Raw genomic sequence first — 19,665 nt, 5'->3', positions numbered from 1 at the left:
AGTAATGTTCTTTCTATTAGAATAGCACATTTTTGAATATTTGTTTTTATTAGCAAGAATAATATAGGACATATAAAATACGTGTGATCGCTTTGAATGAATATAAAAAAACGGCACCGAACAGCTTGTCGCTGAACGATACCGTAACGATTAATTTATGCCGTTCCCATTTTCACACCAAGTTCTTTTAAATATTGTCTATAAGCAATACTCATACGATCGCAAACAAGTGACAATTCAACTTGCAAATCAAGTGGTAGTTCTTCCGGCTTTTGATTTTCAACAATTGGCTTATCTTGTGCAAAGATTTCATCTTGGAATGCAATGATTGCTTCGTCCGTTAAGCCTGTTTCATAATTGAATGATAATATTCCGTACGCGACAGAACGCTCGTCGTCTATTGGACGAACCGTTAATAAAATCGTCATTAATGTATCAATTTCTTTATCCCTTTTCGTAAAGCTAACTGTGAAAGGGCTGTGGATTTCATACGTATAGTACACATATTTCGGAATGCCCGAACCATCTGGATCCGGTTGGAAAATCGCAATCTCATCAGAAAAGATACGCTTTCCTTCTTTATTTACTTTGTAGTCCATTACTTCTCGATGCGATTCTGTACCTAAGTACCCTTCATGCACGACTGCAAGATGACCGACATCTAGGAAGTTTTCAATGATTCGAGGTGGCTTGGCAAACACTTCTTGTGGGCCCCAGATGACATTACGATATTCAGCATTAGCCATCGGTTTGTAATCAAAAATAGCAGGTTTATTCCCAGCAAAGTTCACCCAAATCAGTCCGTATTTTTCCACACAGCTGTATGATGATGCTTTTGCTTTCTTAGGAATCGCTCGTCCTTCTGGCAATTGTGGAATGTGGACACACTTGCCTTCATCGTCATATTCCCATGCATGATAAGGACAAACAAGACAATCGTTTTTTACTTCACCTAACGACAACGCAGCCCCTCTATGGATACATAAGTCCCTGAAAGCATGAACACCTTTACTGTTGCGGAAAATCGCAAGGCGTTCCCCCATTAACTTCACTTGAATCGGTTTATCTTTCACATCTTCGGAACGGCAAGCAACGAGCCAGTCTTCCAACAATACGTGATCCTCTATCATGATGTCATTTCCTCCTGACGTGTATTCCTTGTTCTTAGTTTACCGAATAACATATACGACCGTCAACCTGAAAACACGAACGAATGATTTTTTTCTAAGTTAATTATTCGGTTTTTATATACAAACGAGCGTTTATTATATATAATCCAATTGAAAAGTAACAAATCCACGAAGAAGCGGGGAAATCGTTGTGAATAAGAACAAAGCAAACGGCATTATCATTGGTGTGAATGAAAAAGTGAGTCCACCAAAAGCGTTTATTCTCGGATTACAGCACGTGTTGGCAATGGACCTTTATATTGCGCCAATTATCATTGCAGGACTTCTTTCATTAACCGTCGAAAACACAGCATTTTTTATTCAAATGTGCTTTTTAGCAACAGGTATCGCAACACTTATTCAAACGGGTGCAGGCATCAAGATGCCGGTCGTACAAGGGCCATCTTACGTACCTGTCGGAGCGATCGCCGCAATTGGAGGAAAACTTGGACTGGGCGCGATTGCAGGCAGTCTTATTCCCGGAGCGATATTAATTGCCTTACTCGGATATCCTTTAAAATGGTTTGCAAAAGCAGTTCGAAAAGTCATTCCACCATTGGTCGGTGGAACGGTTATCATCATTGTTGGAATTGCATTAATGCCAATCGGCTTGAACAATATATTTATTGCTGAAGGAAATATTGGGGACAATATTATTATTGCATCTGTGTCTGCAAGTATTGTCATCGTTTGTATGTTGCTTGGTCGTAGGCTCGGTGCAGTCGGTACCTTTTTCCGTATTGTTTCTGTTATTCTTGCAATTATTGGCGGCATTATTACCGCGATGTTTTTTGGTACAGTCGATTTTAGTCCGGTAAAAGATGCTGCGTGGTTCTCTTTACCAACGTTACTACCTTTCGGAAAACCGGTCTTTGACATGGGTGCCATCATTTCAATGATCTTTGTCTATTTAATTATTTTAATAGAAACGACAGGTACTTGGTTTGTCGTTTCCTCTGTAACTGGTGAGGAATTAGATGAAAAACGGTTAAACCGTGCATCTGTTGGAGAAGGACTCGGTTGTTTCGCAGGAGCACTTGTTGGAAGCACTCCAATGACAGGCTACTCTTCAAACGCAGGGTTGCTTGCGATTACCGGCGTTGCCAGCAGGTCCGTCATTATGGTGAGTGGTGGAATTCTCGTATGTCTTGGACTAGTACCGAAGTTATCTACACTCATTACTTGCATACCTGAACCGGTCATTAACGGGATTTTCGGTATCGTCTGTGTTGCGATTGTAACAAACGGCATGAAAGTCATTCAGCCGATTATTATTGACGACCGCAACATGATGGTCATCGGGATTCCGATTTTGTTGACAATTGCTGTTACTGTACTTCCGAAAGAAGTGCTCGCTACTGTTCCAGATTGGGCAAACTACATCCTTTCTTCTGGAATTACAGTTGGTGCAATTGCGACGGTGCTGTTGAATTTGCTCATTCCAGCGAATAAAGAGGTTGCCGATGATTCGGAAGTGACTTCTGGGTAAGTGAGTGTTAATTGTTAACCGGTGAGGGCAATGTTCTCACCGGTTTTTAGGTTTAAATGGTGATAGTCGGTATTTCGGAGCGGGCGGCTCATCTTTGAGCGGGAAGGGGCTTGTTTATTGCGAAAGTCTTATGCGACGAACGAACTCTGTTTACTTAGCGACTACATGTATTTGCGTAAGCATGAACGCGGGCTTATCGCTATTCTAGAGTGGCAATGCCTGAACGCGATTAAACGAACAGGCACTTGCACCTCTCCAACTTACTTCAAGATCTCACACACTCTGCCGACTTGTCCGTCTTCAAGTCGTACTTTAATGCCATGTGGATGGTAGCTGGAGTTTGTGAGTAAATCTTTCACGATGCCTTCTGTTTTTACACCTGTCCGTTGGTCTTTTTTCAGGATGACGTTCACTTTTACGCCTGGTTGTACATCACTTCGATTTCTTCCGTCCATTAGTTGTCTTCCTCTCTCTTCTGAAAAATACACTGCACGACGTGGGCGATGCCTGTGTGCAGTTGTCCTTCTTCTCGATTCAATTCGCCGACAAAAAAGTGCTTTGTAAAATAGTTATTGAACTGGTTGAGAAGTTCTACAGGTTCCACAAGCATTGTCTCATCTTTCGGGCCGCCTGTTTGGTAGTGTAGCTGTTCTTTCGTGTATAACTCGCTTATATAATAGCCGCCACGTTTAAGTGATTTTTGGATTCCTTTTATCGTCCAATCCATCACATCTTTTGGCAAGTGGCCGAATACATGGACGATAGCATCCCATTGTTCTGCCTCCCACTCCACATCTGCTAAATCGCGAAGTTCGGTTTGGACGGATACCCCTTTTTCATTCGCCAAACGTTCGGTTTTATCCAGGCCCGCCTGTGCGTAATCCCATGTAGTTACGTCGTGGCCGAGGGATGCCAAGTAAACTGCGTTTCGCCCTTCCCCTTCTGCGATACAAAGCACTTTTCCTTGTTGCAGGATGTGCGCAGCCCCCGCAATGAATTCATTTGGCTCTTTGCCATAGATGTATTCCTCTCCTGAAAAACGTTCATGCCATGTGTTTGTCATGCGTCATCTACTCCTTTCAGCCATTTTCCATAAGTTTATCATATTGAAGTTAGATGCTAAGGCGTCAACGATTTTTCATCGCACCATATTAGCTGCAACTATACTAGGATTTTCATGTATGAGGGGGATTCCTGCTGTTTTACCTTGTGTAGATCTGGGAATGAAAAGACAAAACGCCTTGAAAGGAGATGAATGGATGAAGACATTTTTACAATTAATCGGGATAGGAATTATAAGCGGTGCAGTTTTAGCGATGATTATGCAACTCATATATTCTCTAACTGGAAATGAAGCGTACATTTTACTCTATAACGTAGATTACTTCCCTATTATTCATGTATTTAAAGACAGCTACTTATTCGGGATCGCCTTTCATTTTGTCTTTTGTATCGCTAGCGTGGTCGGCCTCTATTCCATTTTATCCTTTTGGGGCAAGCAATATAGTAGTTGGCCCTACGTGACCGTTTATACAGCGGGTAGTGGTATCCTGTATTTCCTGACACTTTTTACGGACCGGCCACCTGCTGCAAATGATGGTATGGCGTGGTTCTATTGGACAGCTAGTCATTTGGTATTCAGCCTGACGGTTGCCTGGATGATACGTCGATTCATTAAACTGAATTCAATATAATACTAAGAAGGCTTCCTATTACTTGCCTAGCTTGTCGAATGCTTGCAAGTTGGATGTAAGCTTTGACGCACATACAAACAGAGTCCGTAGTCTGATTTATCGACTATGGACTCTGTTTGTCTAAACGAATACCGCTCCGGTCAAGACCCTTCTTTCTTCCTAAACATCTTTAACTATCCAATTGCTCAACAAATCCACCGATAAAATTCTGTTACATGAAATTATTCCTCCACTCAACCCGTTATACTGAATGAAAGACAAAACGACACATGCGCATGTTCGTTTCAGCAAGGAGGTCACTATGGACGAGGAACAGTTGTGGATCCAACAAGTGTTGGCTGGTGATAAAGAAGCCTATACACACATTATCAACAAATATAAAAATCAATTGTACGCAACCGTATTACGGATGACGAGAAATCCACAAGATGCACAAGATTTTGTGCAAGATGCGTTCATAAAAGTGTATCGCAATCTCGACAAATACAAAGCAGATGGTCCATTTGCAAGCTGGCTCTATCGGGTTGCTATCAACCACTGTATGGATGCATTTCGCAAGAAGCAGTATTCCACAGTGCAAGTTGAAGTAGACGAAGAGAAAGTGGTCAATCCAAATCATCCGGAAATCATTTTCTTAAAAAACGAGAAAAGCCGGCAGTTAGAGCGATTGGTTGCTACTTTACCTGATGATGAACGTCTAATCATTCTTCTTCGGTATGTAAATGAAATGAACTACGAGGAAATTAGTGAGATTATGAACGTTTCCCTGTCAACCGTCCGTAATAAATTACATCGAGCAAAGAAAAAAATGAGAGAAACCGTAAAACGTGAAGGAGGCTATTTTCATGAACTGTCCAACGGTGGATAAAATTTCTCAATACGTGGATAACTTGTTAGGGAATGAGGAGCAAGAGGACGTAAAAAGACATATTCATTCGTGTGTTGCATGTGCTGAAGTTGCTAAGGCTTTCAAAAAAGAACAGCAATTTATCAAAGATACATTGCAAATGCCTACCTTGCCAGACAATTTCAATTCACTTGTCTTGGATCAGCTTGAGCCGTATCCAAAACAGCAGAAATCTCGCCGTTCCACACCATGGAAACGTGTCATGCTGACCGCTGCTGGAATTGTTTTTGCCGTCGGACTCAGTGCGACTTTCCATCCAAGTTTCGCTCAGCTCATCGGAGGTATGTTCTCATCGAACCAAGTAGATGAAGGATTACAAGTTGCCGCAGAGGCTGGACTGACAAAACGGGTTGACTTAGCAGTCGAGGACCAAGGACTCACCTTAAAAGTGGAAGATGTCATTGCCGATTCTTCCAGAGTAACGCTTTCATACCAAGTGTTGAAGGATGGCAAGCCCCAGGATACGTATCTGGACTTATCTGATTCGGACAATGCAATTACAGCAATGGATCAACTGGGAAAAACTCTCAACCGCTTAGGTACAGGATGGCAAGAAGGCAGCGATTACGGCATTGTTGAGTTTTCATTACGTGGACAAGAGGATTTTGAGAAGCTAACGATTTCGTTTGACCTCGTCGAGTTGAATGGCGTCAAAGGGAACTGGCAGCTAGAAGTACCTGTTGATTTGCAAGAAACCCAAAAGCTGACGAAAACTGTGGATTTGAATGAATCGATCCCTAGCCATCATGGTGTTGTGATCGATCTGAAAAAGCTTCAGGTTGCACCTTCCTCCACTGAATTTATGTACGAAACCTCTTTTACACAAGAAGAACTGGCAATTGCTGAGCAAGCTCGAAACCAATTTGAAAAAGATTTTGGCGCAAAACATTTGGATTCTCTCGTCTATGGTGTTGACAGTGCCATTGCGTACCATGTTGAAAACGCTGATGGTCAAACAATCTATGCCACAGGTAACCCGATGGGTGCGGACACAATTGGTATGCTACAAAGTTCTGGTGAAGACACGGCAGAGATTGGCAAGACCGAATGGAATGATTCATTTGTTCCAAGTAAAGAAGACAACTTATCCTTTGTACTGGATGGTGTTTATAAAAAAGAACCTGCAAATTTCTCACTGACGGTTCGACCGAGTGAATTAAAAAAACAACCGATATCATTTGACTATAAAGGGAATCACTTGACGATTACGAAGGTCAAAAAGAAGAATGCGTATTCCTTCAAAAAGTCGCTTAATCCAATCCAAAAGGAGACCTCTGTCGTCATTTCATTGGAAGGCGGCAAAGATGCTCAATCCTCCGACCTCGGCAGTTGGTTAGTGGTTGATGAAAAAGGGAACGTCTACCCAGGCAATCCGAGTGGCTCCGTTTTGAATAAAACAGATAAGAACGGCCGCTTCATAACAACGATCGAGTTGGAACTGGAAGGACTAGAAGAGGTTCCTGAGCAATTGACGTTACATCTTGTGTCCACGACCCAATATTATCCGGTTAAAAATGCAACGAAGGTTCCTTTGCTGGAACAAAATTAAAAACAGAGCAAGTAGCAATTTAATTAGGCTACTTGCTCTTTATAGATTTCAGGGAAAGGGTTTCTATTCATGCAGATTACTAACTATCTACCAGTCCGATCCATCACTTGAATCGCTAATTTTTAGATTATAGATGTCCACTCCAAATATTGTTGATGCTAAAACTATTGAGCGGCCTTGTGTTTCAAATTTAATTCTTCAATTTTCCTTTGAGCTTCCTTTACATCAGAAACATAAAATATAGAAACCTTTGACTTCATTTCCTTCCGAAGTTTCTCTGCCTCTCTCTTGTTTTTAGTGGGCAACAAAGCAATGGAAATTTCGGCTTTATCAATTATTTGAAGTTTCTCTTTGATACCTCCCACTTTAGTTACTTTTCCATCCTTATTGATGCCACCTGTTACGGCAATGGGTATATGATTCTCAAAATCTCCTCTATTGTAAAGCCCTGATAATGCTAAGCTGAGACCTGCACTATGACCACTAATTCCTTCTTTATCCCAATTCAATACCCAATCCATTTCATTTCCTAAATAATCTTGCACTGTTTCCACCATTTCCTTTGATGAATATTCTTTTCTGAGATGTAACCAGCTCAATAATTGTCTATTTTTAACACCATAAATCATCATGTTGTCAATTTTAGTAATAGAAAGTACGTCCACACCTTGCTCAGTCAGTACTGTATGGATCAACTCTTTACTATCTTTTTTATCATATTCAATCTCACCTATACCGATCGAATAAATTCCAGATCCAGCGATTGACTCATGTGGCGGGATGTAATTCTTTACAGAATAAGCTGGTGCGGATGTATCAAAGAGTAGCAGAAACTCATAGGCAAACAATATACTTAACAGCACAATAGAAGCACCGAATGATCTCTTTAAGCTGGAATTTTTAAAGAAAACCAGAAAAAGTACACCTACTATTATGATGCCGTACAACAAGAATACTAAGAAAACAAATGACCAAATAACATCAAAAAGGTAGAGTAACAATAAAATCGAGTAATAGACAAGCACGGATATAATTGTTAAAAGAATACTTTTTAACACAACTTCTTCCTCTCCTATTCGTTATTCACATTATTCCAGTTATCTTTTTCCTATTCATACAAGAAGCCTCCACAGTCTTAAAAAACCGGGAGGCTGAGAAACATCTAGTTGAGTGAGTATGCTGTTGTAGTCATTAAGCTCAAAATATTATCTTCTTGAACTGTATCACGAGCAACCTTGTTTCTTTGTAATTTACCACATTTCAAGCATTCATGGACAATTTGATAACCTTTTTTACCTGAATAATCTAACCTAATCGGTCTCATCAATCCGCTGCAAATGCTTGATCGATCACCTCGTTTATAGCAACTATAAATTATTCATAGTATGGTACCTCTCAAAACCGGTCATCCATTTCCCTTTCTACCTTCTGATCCCCATACTTCTTTTTAATTAACTTCCCCACCTCAGACTTGTCAATTCCATACTTTACCGCCGAATAGATGACAAAATATAAAATTAGCATACTAAAAATCCATACTAAGATAGCCACATAACCCCTCCAATCTTTGCTTGAAGATACTTCACACATGATATGTAGCTACAGCAAAAAAAAACTGTCCACATCACATATCACAAGATCTTACACATCGAAGCCTATTTCCTTAAGCTTTTCCATCACCTTGGGATTAATCTGATTCTCTTCTTTATTAATCCATTTCTCTTGTAGTGAAAGACGGGGAAAAAACCAACCAGTTCTGTCCATCATCCCAGGCAAATTGGCCATCCTCCATTTTTCCTGCATTCACATACAGTTCGATAATTTCTTCCTCACCATCCCTATCGATGTCAAGGGTCATTTCTTTATAGAGAGTTTGTGGATACTTCTCAATTTTTTTTGCTTTAATCAAAGCAGAACCAATATTTGCATCACTTGGGGGCTCCACTTCCGTTGATTCGAGCGCTTTTTTCTGCTCCTCAACGGTCTTTAATAGCTCTTCATTTTCCAAGTTAATTTGCTCGATATGCTTCTTCAGTTCCTTAATCTCTTCCGTATGATTTTCATTTGACTGATTTGCATTCGATTTTTCAATACATCCTCCTAGAATTACTGCTACACACACAGTTCCTAGTAAAAGTCTCTTCAATTACTAACCTCCTCCTATGCATAGAATCAGTAGAACTGGCATTACCCACGGGAATTATACATAACATCCCCGGCTACAATCGTCATGACAACAGCAATATCGAGCATCTCTTCTTCATCCACTTTAAACAAGTCCTTATCTAAAACAGTAAAATCCGCATCAAAACCGACTGCTAGCTTCCCGCGTGAATGTTCTTTTCCAATGGTCGCAGCACTTCCCGTTGTGAATAAACCGACCGCTTCAAATCGACTCAACTTCTCTTTCGGCAAATAGCCTTCGTGCGTTTGTCCAGGCTTTCTTCGCGTTACAGCTGCGTAAATGCCTAGTAGCGGGTCAACTTCCTCAATCGGTGCATCCGACCCCGCTCCGCAAATGAAACCTTCATCTAATAGCCGTTTCCATGCATACGCCCAGTCATGAAGGTTCTCTGGTAAGCAATCCATTACCCACGGGAAATCCGACGGGACAAATGCCGGCTGAATATCAAGAACGACAGGAAGTTTCTTCATCCGCTCTACCAAATCATCACGCAACACATTCACATGTATGAGTCGATCACGTTTCCCTTCAGGCACAGGATACTTTTCAATCGCGTCCAACGCTTTTTCAACAGCTTTATCACCAATCAAATGAATGGCTACAGCTTCTCCATACTTTCTTGCTGTCGCAACCAGCGTATCAATTTCCTCATCTGTCACGACTGCATTGCCTGACGTTTCAGGTGCATCGGCATATGGTTCACTCAATAATGCCGTCCGTGCTCCGAGCGATCCGTCAATGAAGAATTTCATTTCCCCCGGATCGATCCATGGCTCATTATATGTCGCATGTTCCTCCATCAACCTTGAAAAAACCGTCGACCTTCTTAATAAATGCGCACGGAATTTCTTTTGTTCTCCAATTACGTTTTTAAACGCTTGTAATGGATTGTAGTAATCTCCGTAATATCCTAAATCATCCGTTACAGCCCCTGTCAAACCTAGTGACAGCAAGTCATCGACAGACTTCGCCAATGCTTCTGTCAGCATTCCTTCAGACGGCTGAGGTATTAATTGTAACAACCGATCCATCGGTCCTTCCTTCAAAAACCCTGTTGGTTCGCCATTTTCGTCACGCTCAACAACGCCATCTTCAGGATCAGGCGAGTCTTTCGTAATCCCGGCCAATGCTAACGCTCTTGAATTGGCAAGCGCCGCATGCCGGCATGTCCGTTTCAACACCATCGGCGATTTCGTCACCTTGTCCAATTCCCATCGCGTAAAAATCTTTTGGTCAGCGAAATTGTTTTCATTCCACCCTTCACCAATGAACCACTCATCCTCGCTCAACTGTGGATAAGCCTTCATGAGCATATCCATCATCTCTTCTGAAGACGTGGCTTTCGACAAATCCAAGCTCAGTAATTTTTGTCCATGCCCAATCATATGCATATGATTGTCAATGAATCCTGGGTACAAGACTGCCCCTTTAAGATCGACAGTCTTATCTGCTTGGTCCTTCAATTGTTCATATGTACCAACTGCTAGTATTTTACCTTCTTCTGTTAGCAACGCTTCAGCTGTATCGCCTTCTCTTTCCATTGTATAAAGCGTGCCATTATGCCACATTGTCTTCATGTAAACGCCTCCTCTTCTCATCTTTTATTCTAAACTTTCATGCAACATTGAGCAATCCTACTGAATATCGATGTTATAATGAAGTTATCTAATTGAGGAGGGATTTTTTATGAGACTAACTGTTTACCTTGCAGGCGAAATCCATACGGCTTGGCGAGAAGAAGTGAAACAAAAAGTTGCCGCATTGAAATTGCCCATCGACTTCGTCGGCCCAATGGAAGACCACGATCGTTCCGATAATATCGGAGAAGAAATTCTCGGCAAACAACCGAATGCCATCTTCAAAGACGCAGCCGCATCAAGCTTCAATAACTTACGAACCGAACTGCTCATGAAAAAAGCGGATCTTGTCATCGCCCTATTTGGGGAGCAATACAAGCAGTGGAACACCGCGATGGATGCAAGTGCCGCCGTTGCATACGACAAGCCACTCATGCTCATCCGTTCCGAACAACATCATCACCCATTAAAAGAATTATCCCGTAAAGCCCACGCCACCGTCGAAACAGTGGATCAAGCCGTCAAAGCACTACATTATATTTTCGAATGAAAAACAAGGCTCTCCCCTAATCGGGACAGCCTTGTTTTCATTTCCTCATAAGAATTCCTTCATTTATTATGTATCTGCTAGCTATTTCTTCATCTAGCAACTATAATCTCCGCATTCTATCCTGCACTACTGCTGACTAAATCGGGGGGCGTATGTCAATAAGTGACGTTTATCGACGCGTTTGACTGCAAAATCGGGGATCGCGCGTCATTAAGTGATGTTTATCGACGCGTTAGGCTACTTAATCGATTCACTCGCGTCAATAAATACGTTTTTCCCTGAACATCTCGACATTTTATCTCCTAACACCGCATAAACTCCATCTACCATCACATTTCCCCAAAATCCAACCAAAACCTTAATTTGTCAAAACCCATTTAGCGCGACCACCCCGTCACCAACTCCTACCACCCGCGGATTTAAAGATCTCTTACATCGAAAGATCTAAAGTGCTTTCTTTTTAATTACTCTCCTGCATCTTACGTAACAAACAAGCTTCGAGCCAAATCGCGGCATAAACTCTTATAACTCAGCATTCTTCCTCTAAACGCCGCATAAACTCCCATAACTCCGCATACTCCTCACAAACGCCGCATAAACTCCGATAACACCGCATACTTCTCACAAACTCCGCATAAACTCCGATAACACCGCATACTCCTCACAAACGCCGCAAATCCTCCAATAACGCAGCATATCCCCAAAAAGCCCCCCACCCAAATTTACAAACTCTTTACACATCCTTCACACTCCCTCAACAATCCACCCCTATACTAAAGGAAAGCCTCAAAACAATTAGGAGGATTTCCAAATGACCTTAATGCACGAACGTATAAAAGAAAACCCACTGTCTGTCGTCCGTAATGAAAACTGGAAAAAGCCAATTTACGAAACGAATGGACTTAACCTTTGGTATGGAACATCACACGCACTCAAAAATATTGAGTTGTCTATTAATGAAAAAGAAGTAACTGCTATCATCGGACCATCTGGATGTGGAAAATCCACATTCCTTAAAACACTTAACCGTATGGTGGAAACGACAGCGGACGTGACAATCTCTGGGAACGTCACCTTTAAAGGAAACAATATTCTAGGCAAATCTATGCCCGTTGAAATCCTGCGTTCCAAAGTAGGAATGGTATTTCAAAAGCCAAATCCGTTTCCGAAATCCATTTTTGAGAATGTTGCATACGGACCAAAAGTCCATGGCATTCGCAACAAAGCGATGCTGGAAACCATTGTTGAGGAAAGCTTGAAAAAAGCAGCTCTATGGGATGAAGTGAAAGATCGCTTGCATAAGAGTGCATACAGCTTGTCTGGCGGTCAGCAACAACGTCTCTGTATCGCTCGCTGTCTAGCAGTCGATCCGGAAGTCATTTTAATGGATGAGCCGACTTCTGCACTTGACCCCGTTTCTACGCATAAAATCGAAGAATTGATTCGTTCCATTAAAAATGACGTGACGATCGCGATCGTTACACATAACATGCAGCAAGCTTCTCGTATTTCAGATCGTACTGCTTTCTTCTTAAACGGTGAAATCATTGAAGAGAACAAAACATCGACGATCTTCAATAATCCTACTGATACGTTAACTGACGACTACGTGAATGGGCGCTTTGGTTAATAGGTGTTGAACAAAATATTCAATTGTCTTTTCCAGCTCTACATTTCTTGACTTATTCCCCCTATACAGCTTTACCTGAAAGTGTTCTATGACCCCCTCATAGAACACTTTTTCTATTAAAATAACAATCACATTTACAAAACCTTTACACTTTTACAATACTCACTTAACAATCAACCGTTATGCTGTAATTGTGAGAGGGAAACCCCCCTCATACTAAAACAGATCATTTACTTAGGGGAGGACTAGTTACATGAAGTTCAACAAGGTACTTTTATTTATGATCATTGCAGCATTCACCGTCATTATCGCAGCATGCGGATCCGAATCGGATGACAACAAGACAGATGCTGAAGCAGGTGATTCCTCAGAAAAGAATTCAGCATCAGCGAAAGAACCGGAAGCAGAAGAGCTTGAAGGAAGTGTTGTAATTGATGGATCAGGTACTGTGTATCCTTTAATGGCACGTTTAGCTGAAGAATATATGATAAACGAACAAGAAAATGTATCCGTAGAAGTTAGCCGTGCAGGTACGAGTGCAGGTTTCAAAAAATTCTTAGTAGAAAACGGTACAGACTTTAACGATGCTTCCCGCCAAATTAAAGACGAAGAAGCAGCTGAAGCAGACAAACTTGGTATTGAAGTGAAAGAATTAAAAGTAGCTTTGGATGGTCTGACATTCGTTATTAACAAAGACAATGACTGGGCTAATGAAATGACACCTGAACAATTGGTTAGTATTTTCCTTGCAGATGGCAACGTTGAAAAGTGGTCAGACATTAATCCAGAATGGCCAGATGAAAAAATCAATGCAATGGGGCCTAACGAAAACCACGGAACATATGAGTTCTTCTATGAAAAAATTCTAGATAAACAAGATATGGCGAGTGATGTAAACTTGCAACAAGAATACTCAACACTCGTAAACTTAGTATCTGAAGACAAAAACGGAATTGCGTTCTTTGGATTTGGCTACTACGTAAACAACCAAGACAAATTGCAAGCTGTATCCGTTGATTTCGGTAACGGTCCAGTAGAACCAGCTTTGGATACAATTTCTGAAGACGGTGCTTATGCAGACTTCACACGTCCTGTGTTCACGTACTTAAACGTGAACCACGCGAAAGAAAAGCCACAAGTGAAAGATTATGCAATCTATGTCATGAACAACATTAATAAATTTGCTGGTGAAACAGGCTTTGCACCAATTCCTGAAGCAGAAGTGAAAGAAACAATCAGCTTCTTGGAAGGTCTGAAATAACCATTAGTACTTGAGGATGGGGCTACTTCTGGCCCTCATCTTCTTGCAACTTTGCGGAAGGGGTTCCTCTTATGATGAACAGCGAATTTACAAAAACAAAATCGGTCAGCATTCGAGATATGATAGACCAAAATCAACGGAGTAATTCCTTACGCCGGAAAATTGAACGGCTCATACCTGTCTTTCTACTCGTTCTCGCCTCCCTCTCGATTCTCACTACACTTGGTATCATTTGGACACTGTTGGCTGAAACGATCGAGTTCTTTAAACGTGTTCCAATTGTAGACTTCTTTACTGGAACTGTACTGAAACCTTTAAGTCAAACGCCTGAGTTTGGCGTGCTTCCTTTATTAATGGGAACGATCACTTCTTCACTGATTGCGATGGCGGTTGCAGCTCCAATTGGTTTAATGGCTGCCATTTACTTAAGTGAATATGCATCACCAAAAGTGCGTAAAGTCGTCAAACCATTATTAGAGCTACTGGCAGGTGTTCCGACAATTGTTTATGGATTCTTCGCTTTTACGTTCGTGACACCGTTATTGCGTGAATTCATTCCAAGCCTTCAAGCGACGAATATTTTAAGTCCCGGAATCGTCATGGGCGTCATGATCATCCCGATGATCGCCTCGTTATCTGAAGATGCGATGAGTTCCGTACCTCGGTCCATGCGCGAAGGAGCTTATGGCTTAGGCTCTACAAAACTTGAAGTAACACGAAGAGTAGTCATTCCGGCGGCTTTATCGGGCATTATTGCATCCTTCGTACTTGGGATCTCACGTGCGATCGGAGAAACGATGATCGTGACGATCGCAAGTGGTAGTACAAAGAATTTCACATTTGATATTACACAATCGATGCAGACGATGACGGCCTATATCGTTGAGGTAACTGGAGGAGACGCAGCTTCCGGATCTACCGTCTATTACAGTTTGTATGCAGTTGCCATGACCTTATTTGTTTTCACATTGCTTATGAATCTACTTGCAAGAGCTGTTTCTAAGAAGTTCAGGGAGGAATATTAAGATGCACCAACAGAGCGAAACAACACTTATGAGACGCATGAAATTCCGTTTACTGCTTAACCAGATCTCAAAATTCATATTCATGCTCTCCGCATTTTTTGGACTGTTCTTCCTCGTCGTTTTACTTGTACGCGTTGTGTCAGAAGGTATCGGGGCAATTAACATCGACTTCCTTACTGGTAAACTTTCCACACAACCAGAACGAGCAGGCATTATGGGTGCGATCCTCGGTACGTTTTGGCTAATGCTTGTTGTCGCTCCTGTAACGATGTTCCTAGGAGTTGGTACGGCAATTTACTTGGAGATGTATGCGAAGAAAGGGAAATTGGTCGGTTTTATTCAAACTAACATTTCAAACTTAGCTGGTGTACCTTCCATCGTGTATGGAATTCTTGGTCTGACTGTTTTTGTCCGTGTACTAGACTTAGGTAGTGTCGTTCTTGCCGGTGGATTGACGATGTCTCTTCTAATCTTGCCGATTGTCATCGTTGCAAGTCAGGAAGCAATTCGAGCCATTCCGTTCCAATTAAGTGAAGCTTCATATGGATTAGGAGCGACAAAATGGCAAACAATCCAACGCATCATCTTACCTGCTGCACTGCCTGGCATTTTGACAGGAGCAATCCTTTCATTATCAAGAGCAATCGGGGAGACTGCCCCATTAGTTGTCATCGGTATTCCAGCGCTACTCATCCCCTTCCCGGGCGGTATAATGGATCGTTTCACTGTATTGCCAATGCAAATTTACTACTGGACACTAGACGCTTCACTCGTTGCAGAATATGCAAATCTCGCAGCAGCTACAATCATTGTCCTGTTGGTTGCATTGTTCGTCTTGAATTCAACGGCGATTATTATTCGCAATAAGTTTCAGCGCGTGTTTTAATCAACCTAAACAACAAGGAAGAAGATCCCTCTTCTCTCCGCCTATAATTAAAAAGACTGGAAACCTCTCAACAGAGAAGTTTCCAGTCTTTTTTACTTATCCTTCTAATCCCATTTCTTGTCGTACTGCATCTGCGATTTTATTTACATACCGCTCACATGCATCGTGATCTGGCGCTTCCACCATTACACGTACAAGTGGCTCTGTTCCTGATGGACGGACGAGCACTCTTCCGTTGCCAGCCATCTCCTCTTCAACTTCTTTAATGACAGCTGCAACTTTTTCGTTTTCAGTCACTTTATGTTTATCTGTTACGCGAACATTGACAAGTTCTTGCGGGTAAATTGTCATTTCACTTGCTAGCTCCGATAACTTCTTACCGGTTTTCTTCATAATGTTCACAAGTTGTAAAGCGGTTAACAACCCATCACCCGTCGTGTTGTAATCAAGGAAAATAATGTGGCCGGATTGCTCTCCACCAAGATTATAATTTCCTTTTTTCATTTCTTCGACGACATAGCGATCTCCAACCGCTGTTTTCACACTTGTCATACCATGCGTATCTAACGCCTTGTAGAAACCAAGATTACTCATGATCGTTGAAACAATCGTGTTTGACTTTAGACGACCTTTTGAATGCAAGTGCTGACCGATAATAAACATGATCTGATCTCCATCGACCACTCGTCCAAGTTCATCTACTGCAATGAGTCGATCTCCATCGCCGTCAAACGCCAGACCAACGTCTGCATTCTTTTCAACGACTAGCTTACAAAGTCCTTCCGGATGAGTAGAACCTACTCCGTCGTTAATATTTAATCCATTTGGTGATGCGCCGATTGTTGATAAGTCGGCATCCAAATCAGCAAATACGTGTGTTGCTAATGTTGAAGTTGCACCATGTGCGCAGTCCAATGCAATATGAAGGTCTGTGAATTCTTCATCCACTGTCTGTTTCAAGTATTGGATGTATTTATGGCCACCTTCAAAGTAATCCGTTACTGTTCCAACATCCGCACCAGTCGGTCGAGGTAAGTTATCCGTTTCAGCGTTTAAGAGTGCTTCAAATTCTTCCTCCTGCTCATCTGTCAGCTTAAAGCCATCTGCACCAAAAAACTTGATGCCGTTATCTTCCACTGGATTGTGAGATGCGGAAATCATTACACCTGCATCAGCATTCATCGCACGAGTCAAATAAGCAACACCAGGTGTACTGATCACACCAAGTCTCATCACTTCCACGCCAGTAGATAAAAGCCCTGCAATTAGTGCATTCTCAAGCATATTGCCTGAAATCCTTGTATCGCGACCAACAAGCACTTGAGCCGTTTCATGCGAATCTTTTGTTAACACATGCCCACCAATTCTTCCTAATTTAAATGCAAGCTCTGGTGTCAATTCTGTATTTGCCACTCCACGGACTCCATCTGTTCCAAAATACTTCGTCATCATTCATTCTCCCTTTCAATGCTGATTCATCAGCTTGTTCATCATCAAGCGAGCTTGATCTCAACTGTCACTTCTTCTATAGAAAGTTCCCAAGCGACCTGATTTGGCGCTTGTACATTCAGTGGATAGATATGTTGCCCTTCACTAGCAGTCTCAGAAGCATCCACCGTTATTATAAAATCAGTTATGGCCAGCTCATTAAGTACTTCTTCTTTCGCAGTGACCGTCAGATCGACAACCCCTGACTCAGGTTTAATAAAAGTGCTCGTAAATTTTTCATCGAGCTTGTTTACAATGATCGGGATACCTTTAAATTCTCTCGTGACATCCTCTTCTTCAGGTTGTATGGAAACGTCGGTCGTCTCTTCTTCAGGTTTTACACTCGCTTCAACATTTACAGTAATCTTGCTTTCCGATAGACTTGATACGCCCTTCGGCTTCTTGAGCGCCAACTCCATAGAGCCTGATTCTTCTACTTTAGATACATCAACATCCACGCGTATTTCTTTAATCGAATCAAGGATACTCTTCGGTCCGTATAATCTTACCGTTCTTGTTTCAGTCTTCAACGCATCAATCGTTATATTGTCAGCAGGTGTTCCACGTTGACGAAGTACGATTGGTACTTCTTTATTGTTTTCTTCCACGTCAACTTTCACTACGACATCAGCAGGTTCGATCGTTACATTCAATTTATTTAACTCACGGTCAAGCACACGGACTCTCGCTTTTTGCTCAAACGATTTATTTATACCTGGATCACCTGTTGCTGAAACCTTCACAAAGCTAATTGATTCAATTACACTTTTCGCACCGGTTACTTGAACGGAAGAAGGTTCCACTTCCATATTTGCAACATAGAAATCGTCAGCGAGGAGTCTTTCATTCAATTCAGCATCTACCTTGAACGACTGTGTAATTTTTTCTTCAATGACAACATCGACAGTTGCCGGGTCTAACCGTACGTCTAACTTCTCCGAAACATTTTCAGTTAGAATCTTCACTTTATGTCGACCATTCGGCAAACTTCTCAAATCGACTTTTAACGTGAAATCTTTCAGTAGTTTTGTTGTTTTCACTAAGTTGGCTGGTCCATCAATTGTCATATTGACGGTCTCTGGGACGCCTGTGACAACTAAGTTTTCATTATCATAATACACTTCTACAGGAACATCATTAATAATATCTTGCATATCCCCGACAGCGTTTTTGTTTGTTTTGTCATCCTCCGCTTTGACAGAAAAGAATAGGACAATGGCAAGTGCCAAAGCTGTAAAACGAAGAAACCATGGGGAATCCATGAACTTATCCGTCATTCCGCTTCCCCCTTTTCCAGAATGAAGTAGAAGTTACCTGTTCTTCTCCACCAAACCAAACTTTCCGTAGTTGCTTTTCGAATTCTTCCATTGACAGATTACGGTTAATATCACCATTTGCTGTAAGACTGACGGCACCTGTCTCTTCTGAAACAATGATCGTTATTGCATCCGTAACTTCACTAATGCCTAATGCGGCCCGATGGCGTGTACCCAGTTCTTTAGAGATAAACGGATTTTCAGAAAGTGGCAAATAGCAACCGGCTGCAGCAATACGATTTTTTTGTAAAATAACCGCTCCATCATGTAACGGTGTGTTCGGGATGAAAATATTAATGAGCAACTCGGAAGTTACGTTGGAGTTCATCTGGATGCCTGTTTCAATATATTCACTTAGACCCGTTTCTCTTTCTATGGAAATAAGCGCGCCAATCCGACGTTTTGCCATATAACTGACAGACTTATTGAACGCTTCTATCAAACGGTCTCGTTCCTCTTCTTCCTGCATGGCCGAACGTGCAAACAATCGACCGCGGCCCAATTGCTCCAAAGCTCGCCTCAATTCAGGTTGGAAAATGATGATTACCACCAGAAAACCGTATGTAAGGACTTGCTCCATCATCCAATTCAACGTATCAAGACCTAAGTATCTGGTCAAAATATTGGCGAATAGGATTACAAATATCCCTTTAAGTAATTGAACTGCCTTCGTTCCTTTGACGATTGTAATCAGTTTATAGAAAACAAACCAAACGAGAAGCACATCCACGATATTTTTCAGTATTTCTACTGGACTTGAACTTGTAATTGACTCCCACACAGGCATGTGCTTCCCTCACTTTCATCCCAAATTCTTAATTACTAGTATAGCATACAGCTGTCCGCCAATGCTTCTGAAACGTCAATGCATAGCGCGTGCTACGGGAGGAGTCTTTCGCTGTCATCGGTACAGAAAGACTGCAGAATAACTCTCTACTT

Annotated in this window: 20 protein-coding genes; 9 read left to right on the top strand and 11 right to left on the bottom strand. The window is 41.7% G+C overall.

All coding sequences use genetic code 11. From position 1 onward, the window contains the following. Positions 1-155: 155 nt before the first annotated feature. A complete protein-coding gene (locus ACVHUV_RS05240) occupies positions 156-1,133 on the bottom strand; it encodes an aromatic ring-hydroxylating dioxygenase subunit alpha (RefSeq protein WP_462086864.1) in 978 nt (325 codons plus the stop codon). A 187-nt stretch (positions 1,134-1,320) separates the two neighbouring features. Between ACVHUV_RS05240 and ACVHUV_RS05235 the strand changes: the two genes are divergently transcribed. After that, the gene (locus tag ACVHUV_RS05235; RefSeq protein ID WP_462086327.1) at positions 1,321-2,658 is read left to right on the top strand and encodes a uracil-xanthine permease family protein; all 1,338 of its coding nucleotides are present in this window, start codon (positions 1,321-1,323) and stop codon (positions 2,656-2,658) included. Positions 2,659-2,918: 260 nt separating this feature from the next. On the opposite strand, the gene ACVHUV_RS05230 is transcribed toward ACVHUV_RS05235, so the two are convergent. Both ACVHUV_RS05230 and ACVHUV_RS05225 read right to left on the bottom strand, forming a co-directional pair. After that, positions 2,919-3,113 (bottom strand): YwbE family protein, encoded by a 195-nt coding sequence (locus ACVHUV_RS05230; RefSeq protein ID WP_317943600.1) that lies wholly within the window; start codon positions 3,111-3,113, stop codon positions 2,919-2,921. Further along, a complete protein-coding gene (locus tag ACVHUV_RS05225; RefSeq protein ID WP_462086326.1) occupies positions 3,113-3,721 on the bottom strand; it encodes a class I SAM-dependent methyltransferase in 609 nt (202 codons plus the stop codon). The genes ACVHUV_RS05230 and ACVHUV_RS05225 overlap by 1 nt, the downstream gene beginning before the upstream one ends. A 196-nt stretch (positions 3,722-3,917) precedes the next feature. Here ACVHUV_RS05225 and ACVHUV_RS05220 point away from each other — a divergent pair, with 196 nt between their 5' ends. The 3 genes from ACVHUV_RS05220 (at position 3,918) to ACVHUV_RS05210 (ending at position 6,808) form a co-directional block, all read left to right on the top strand. Then, positions 3,918-4,352 (top strand): hypothetical protein, encoded by a 435-nt coding sequence (locus tag ACVHUV_RS05220; RefSeq protein ID WP_462086325.1) that lies wholly within the window; start codon positions 3,918-3,920, stop codon positions 4,350-4,352. 301 nt (positions 4,353-4,653) lie between these two features. Continuing rightward, entirely contained in the window at positions 4,654-5,220 is a 567-nt protein-coding gene (locus tag ACVHUV_RS05215; protein WP_462086324.1) for an RNA polymerase sigma factor, read from the top strand. After that, the gene (locus ACVHUV_RS05210; RefSeq protein ID WP_462086323.1) at positions 5,198-6,808 is read left to right on the top strand and encodes a DUF4179 domain-containing protein; all 1,611 of its coding nucleotides are present in this window, start codon (positions 5,198-5,200) and stop codon (positions 6,806-6,808) included. Before ACVHUV_RS05215 ends, ACVHUV_RS05210 begins: the two co-directional genes overlap by 23 nt. A 164-nt stretch (positions 6,809-6,972) precedes the next feature. Here ACVHUV_RS05210 and ACVHUV_RS05205 read toward each other — a convergent pair whose 3' ends face one another. From ACVHUV_RS05205 to ACVHUV_RS05185, 5 genes are all read right to left on the bottom strand, one after another. Continuing rightward, complete coding sequence (locus tag ACVHUV_RS05205) at positions 6,973-7,866, bottom strand: S16 family serine protease (protein WP_462086322.1); 894 nt, start codon at positions 7,864-7,866, stop codon at positions 6,973-6,975. A gap of 104 nt (positions 7,867-7,970) precedes the next feature. Beyond that, positions 7,971-8,183 carry an RNHCP domain-containing protein gene (locus ACVHUV_RS05200; protein ID WP_462086863.1) on the bottom strand — a complete coding sequence of 71 codons (213 nt, stop codon included), beginning with the start codon at positions 8,181-8,183 and terminating at the stop codon, positions 7,971-7,973. 20 nt (positions 8,184-8,203) lie between these two features. Continuing rightward, positions 8,204-8,359 (bottom strand): hypothetical protein, encoded by a 156-nt coding sequence (locus ACVHUV_RS05195; RefSeq protein ID WP_462086321.1) that lies wholly within the window; start codon positions 8,357-8,359, stop codon positions 8,204-8,206. A 157-nt stretch (positions 8,360-8,516) separates the two neighbouring features. Beyond that, positions 8,517-8,954: a hypothetical protein gene (locus ACVHUV_RS05190; RefSeq protein WP_462086320.1), complete on the bottom strand. Its 438-nt coding sequence runs from the start codon at positions 8,952-8,954 to the stop codon at positions 8,517-8,519. Between the two features lie 41 nt (positions 8,955-8,995). Next, on the bottom strand, positions 8,996-10,570 hold the full coding sequence (locus ACVHUV_RS05185; protein ID WP_462086319.1) for an amidohydrolase: 1,575 nt from the start codon (positions 10,568-10,570) through the stop codon (positions 8,996-8,998). A 109-nt stretch (positions 10,571-10,679) separates the two neighbouring features. Here ACVHUV_RS05185 and ACVHUV_RS05180 point away from each other — a divergent pair, with 109 nt between their 5' ends. The 5 genes from ACVHUV_RS05180 (at position 10,680) to pstA (ending at position 15,922) form a co-directional block, all read left to right on the top strand. Beyond that, positions 10,680-11,120 (top strand): YtoQ family protein, encoded by a 441-nt coding sequence (locus ACVHUV_RS05180; RefSeq protein WP_462086318.1) that lies wholly within the window; start codon positions 10,680-10,682, stop codon positions 11,118-11,120. A gap of 820 nt (positions 11,121-11,940) precedes the next feature. Next, positions 11,941-12,750: a phosphate ABC transporter ATP-binding protein PstB gene (pstB, locus tag ACVHUV_RS05175; RefSeq protein WP_371390484.1), complete on the top strand. Its 810-nt coding sequence runs from the start codon at positions 11,941-11,943 to the stop codon at positions 12,748-12,750. Between the two features lie 253 nt (positions 12,751-13,003). After that, the gene (locus ACVHUV_RS05170) at positions 13,004-14,011 is read left to right on the top strand and encodes a PstS family phosphate ABC transporter substrate-binding protein (RefSeq protein ID WP_462086317.1); all 1,008 of its coding nucleotides are present in this window, start codon (positions 13,004-13,006) and stop codon (positions 14,009-14,011) included. A gap of 74 nt (positions 14,012-14,085) precedes the next feature. After that, on the top strand, positions 14,086-15,036 hold the full coding sequence (pstC, locus tag ACVHUV_RS05165) for a phosphate ABC transporter permease subunit PstC (protein ID WP_317943795.1): 951 nt from the start codon (positions 14,086-14,088) through the stop codon (positions 15,034-15,036). Between the two features lies 1 nt (position 15,037). Beyond that, the gene (gene pstA, locus ACVHUV_RS05160) at positions 15,038-15,922 is read left to right on the top strand and encodes a phosphate ABC transporter permease PstA (RefSeq protein ID WP_317943620.1); all 885 of its coding nucleotides are present in this window, start codon (positions 15,038-15,040) and stop codon (positions 15,920-15,922) included. A gap of 96 nt (positions 15,923-16,018) precedes the next feature. Here the strand turns inward: pstA and glmM are convergent, their stop codons facing one another. Genes glmM through cdaA form a run of 3 tightly spaced genes read right to left on the bottom strand, consistent with a single transcriptional unit; the run spans position 16,019 to position 19,513 of the window. Next, a complete protein-coding gene (glmM, locus tag ACVHUV_RS05155; RefSeq protein ID WP_462086316.1) occupies positions 16,019-17,371 on the bottom strand; it encodes a phosphoglucosamine mutase in 1,353 nt (450 codons plus the stop codon). A gap of 44 nt (positions 17,372-17,415) precedes the next feature. Then, on the bottom strand, positions 17,416-18,687 hold the full coding sequence (locus ACVHUV_RS05150) for a CdaR family protein (RefSeq protein WP_462086315.1): 1,272 nt from the start codon (positions 18,685-18,687) through the stop codon (positions 17,416-17,418). After that, a complete protein-coding gene (cdaA, locus tag ACVHUV_RS05145; RefSeq protein WP_462086314.1) occupies positions 18,677-19,513 on the bottom strand; it encodes a diadenylate cyclase CdaA in 837 nt (278 codons plus the stop codon). Before cdaA ends, ACVHUV_RS05150 begins: the two co-directional genes overlap by 11 nt. Between the last annotated feature and the right edge of the window lie 152 nt (positions 19,514-19,665).

The organism is Sporosarcina saromensis (genome assembly GCF_054901285.1).
The sequence above is the reverse complement of the archived record's forward strand: the minus strand, read 5'-3'. Positions and strand labels throughout refer to the sequence as shown.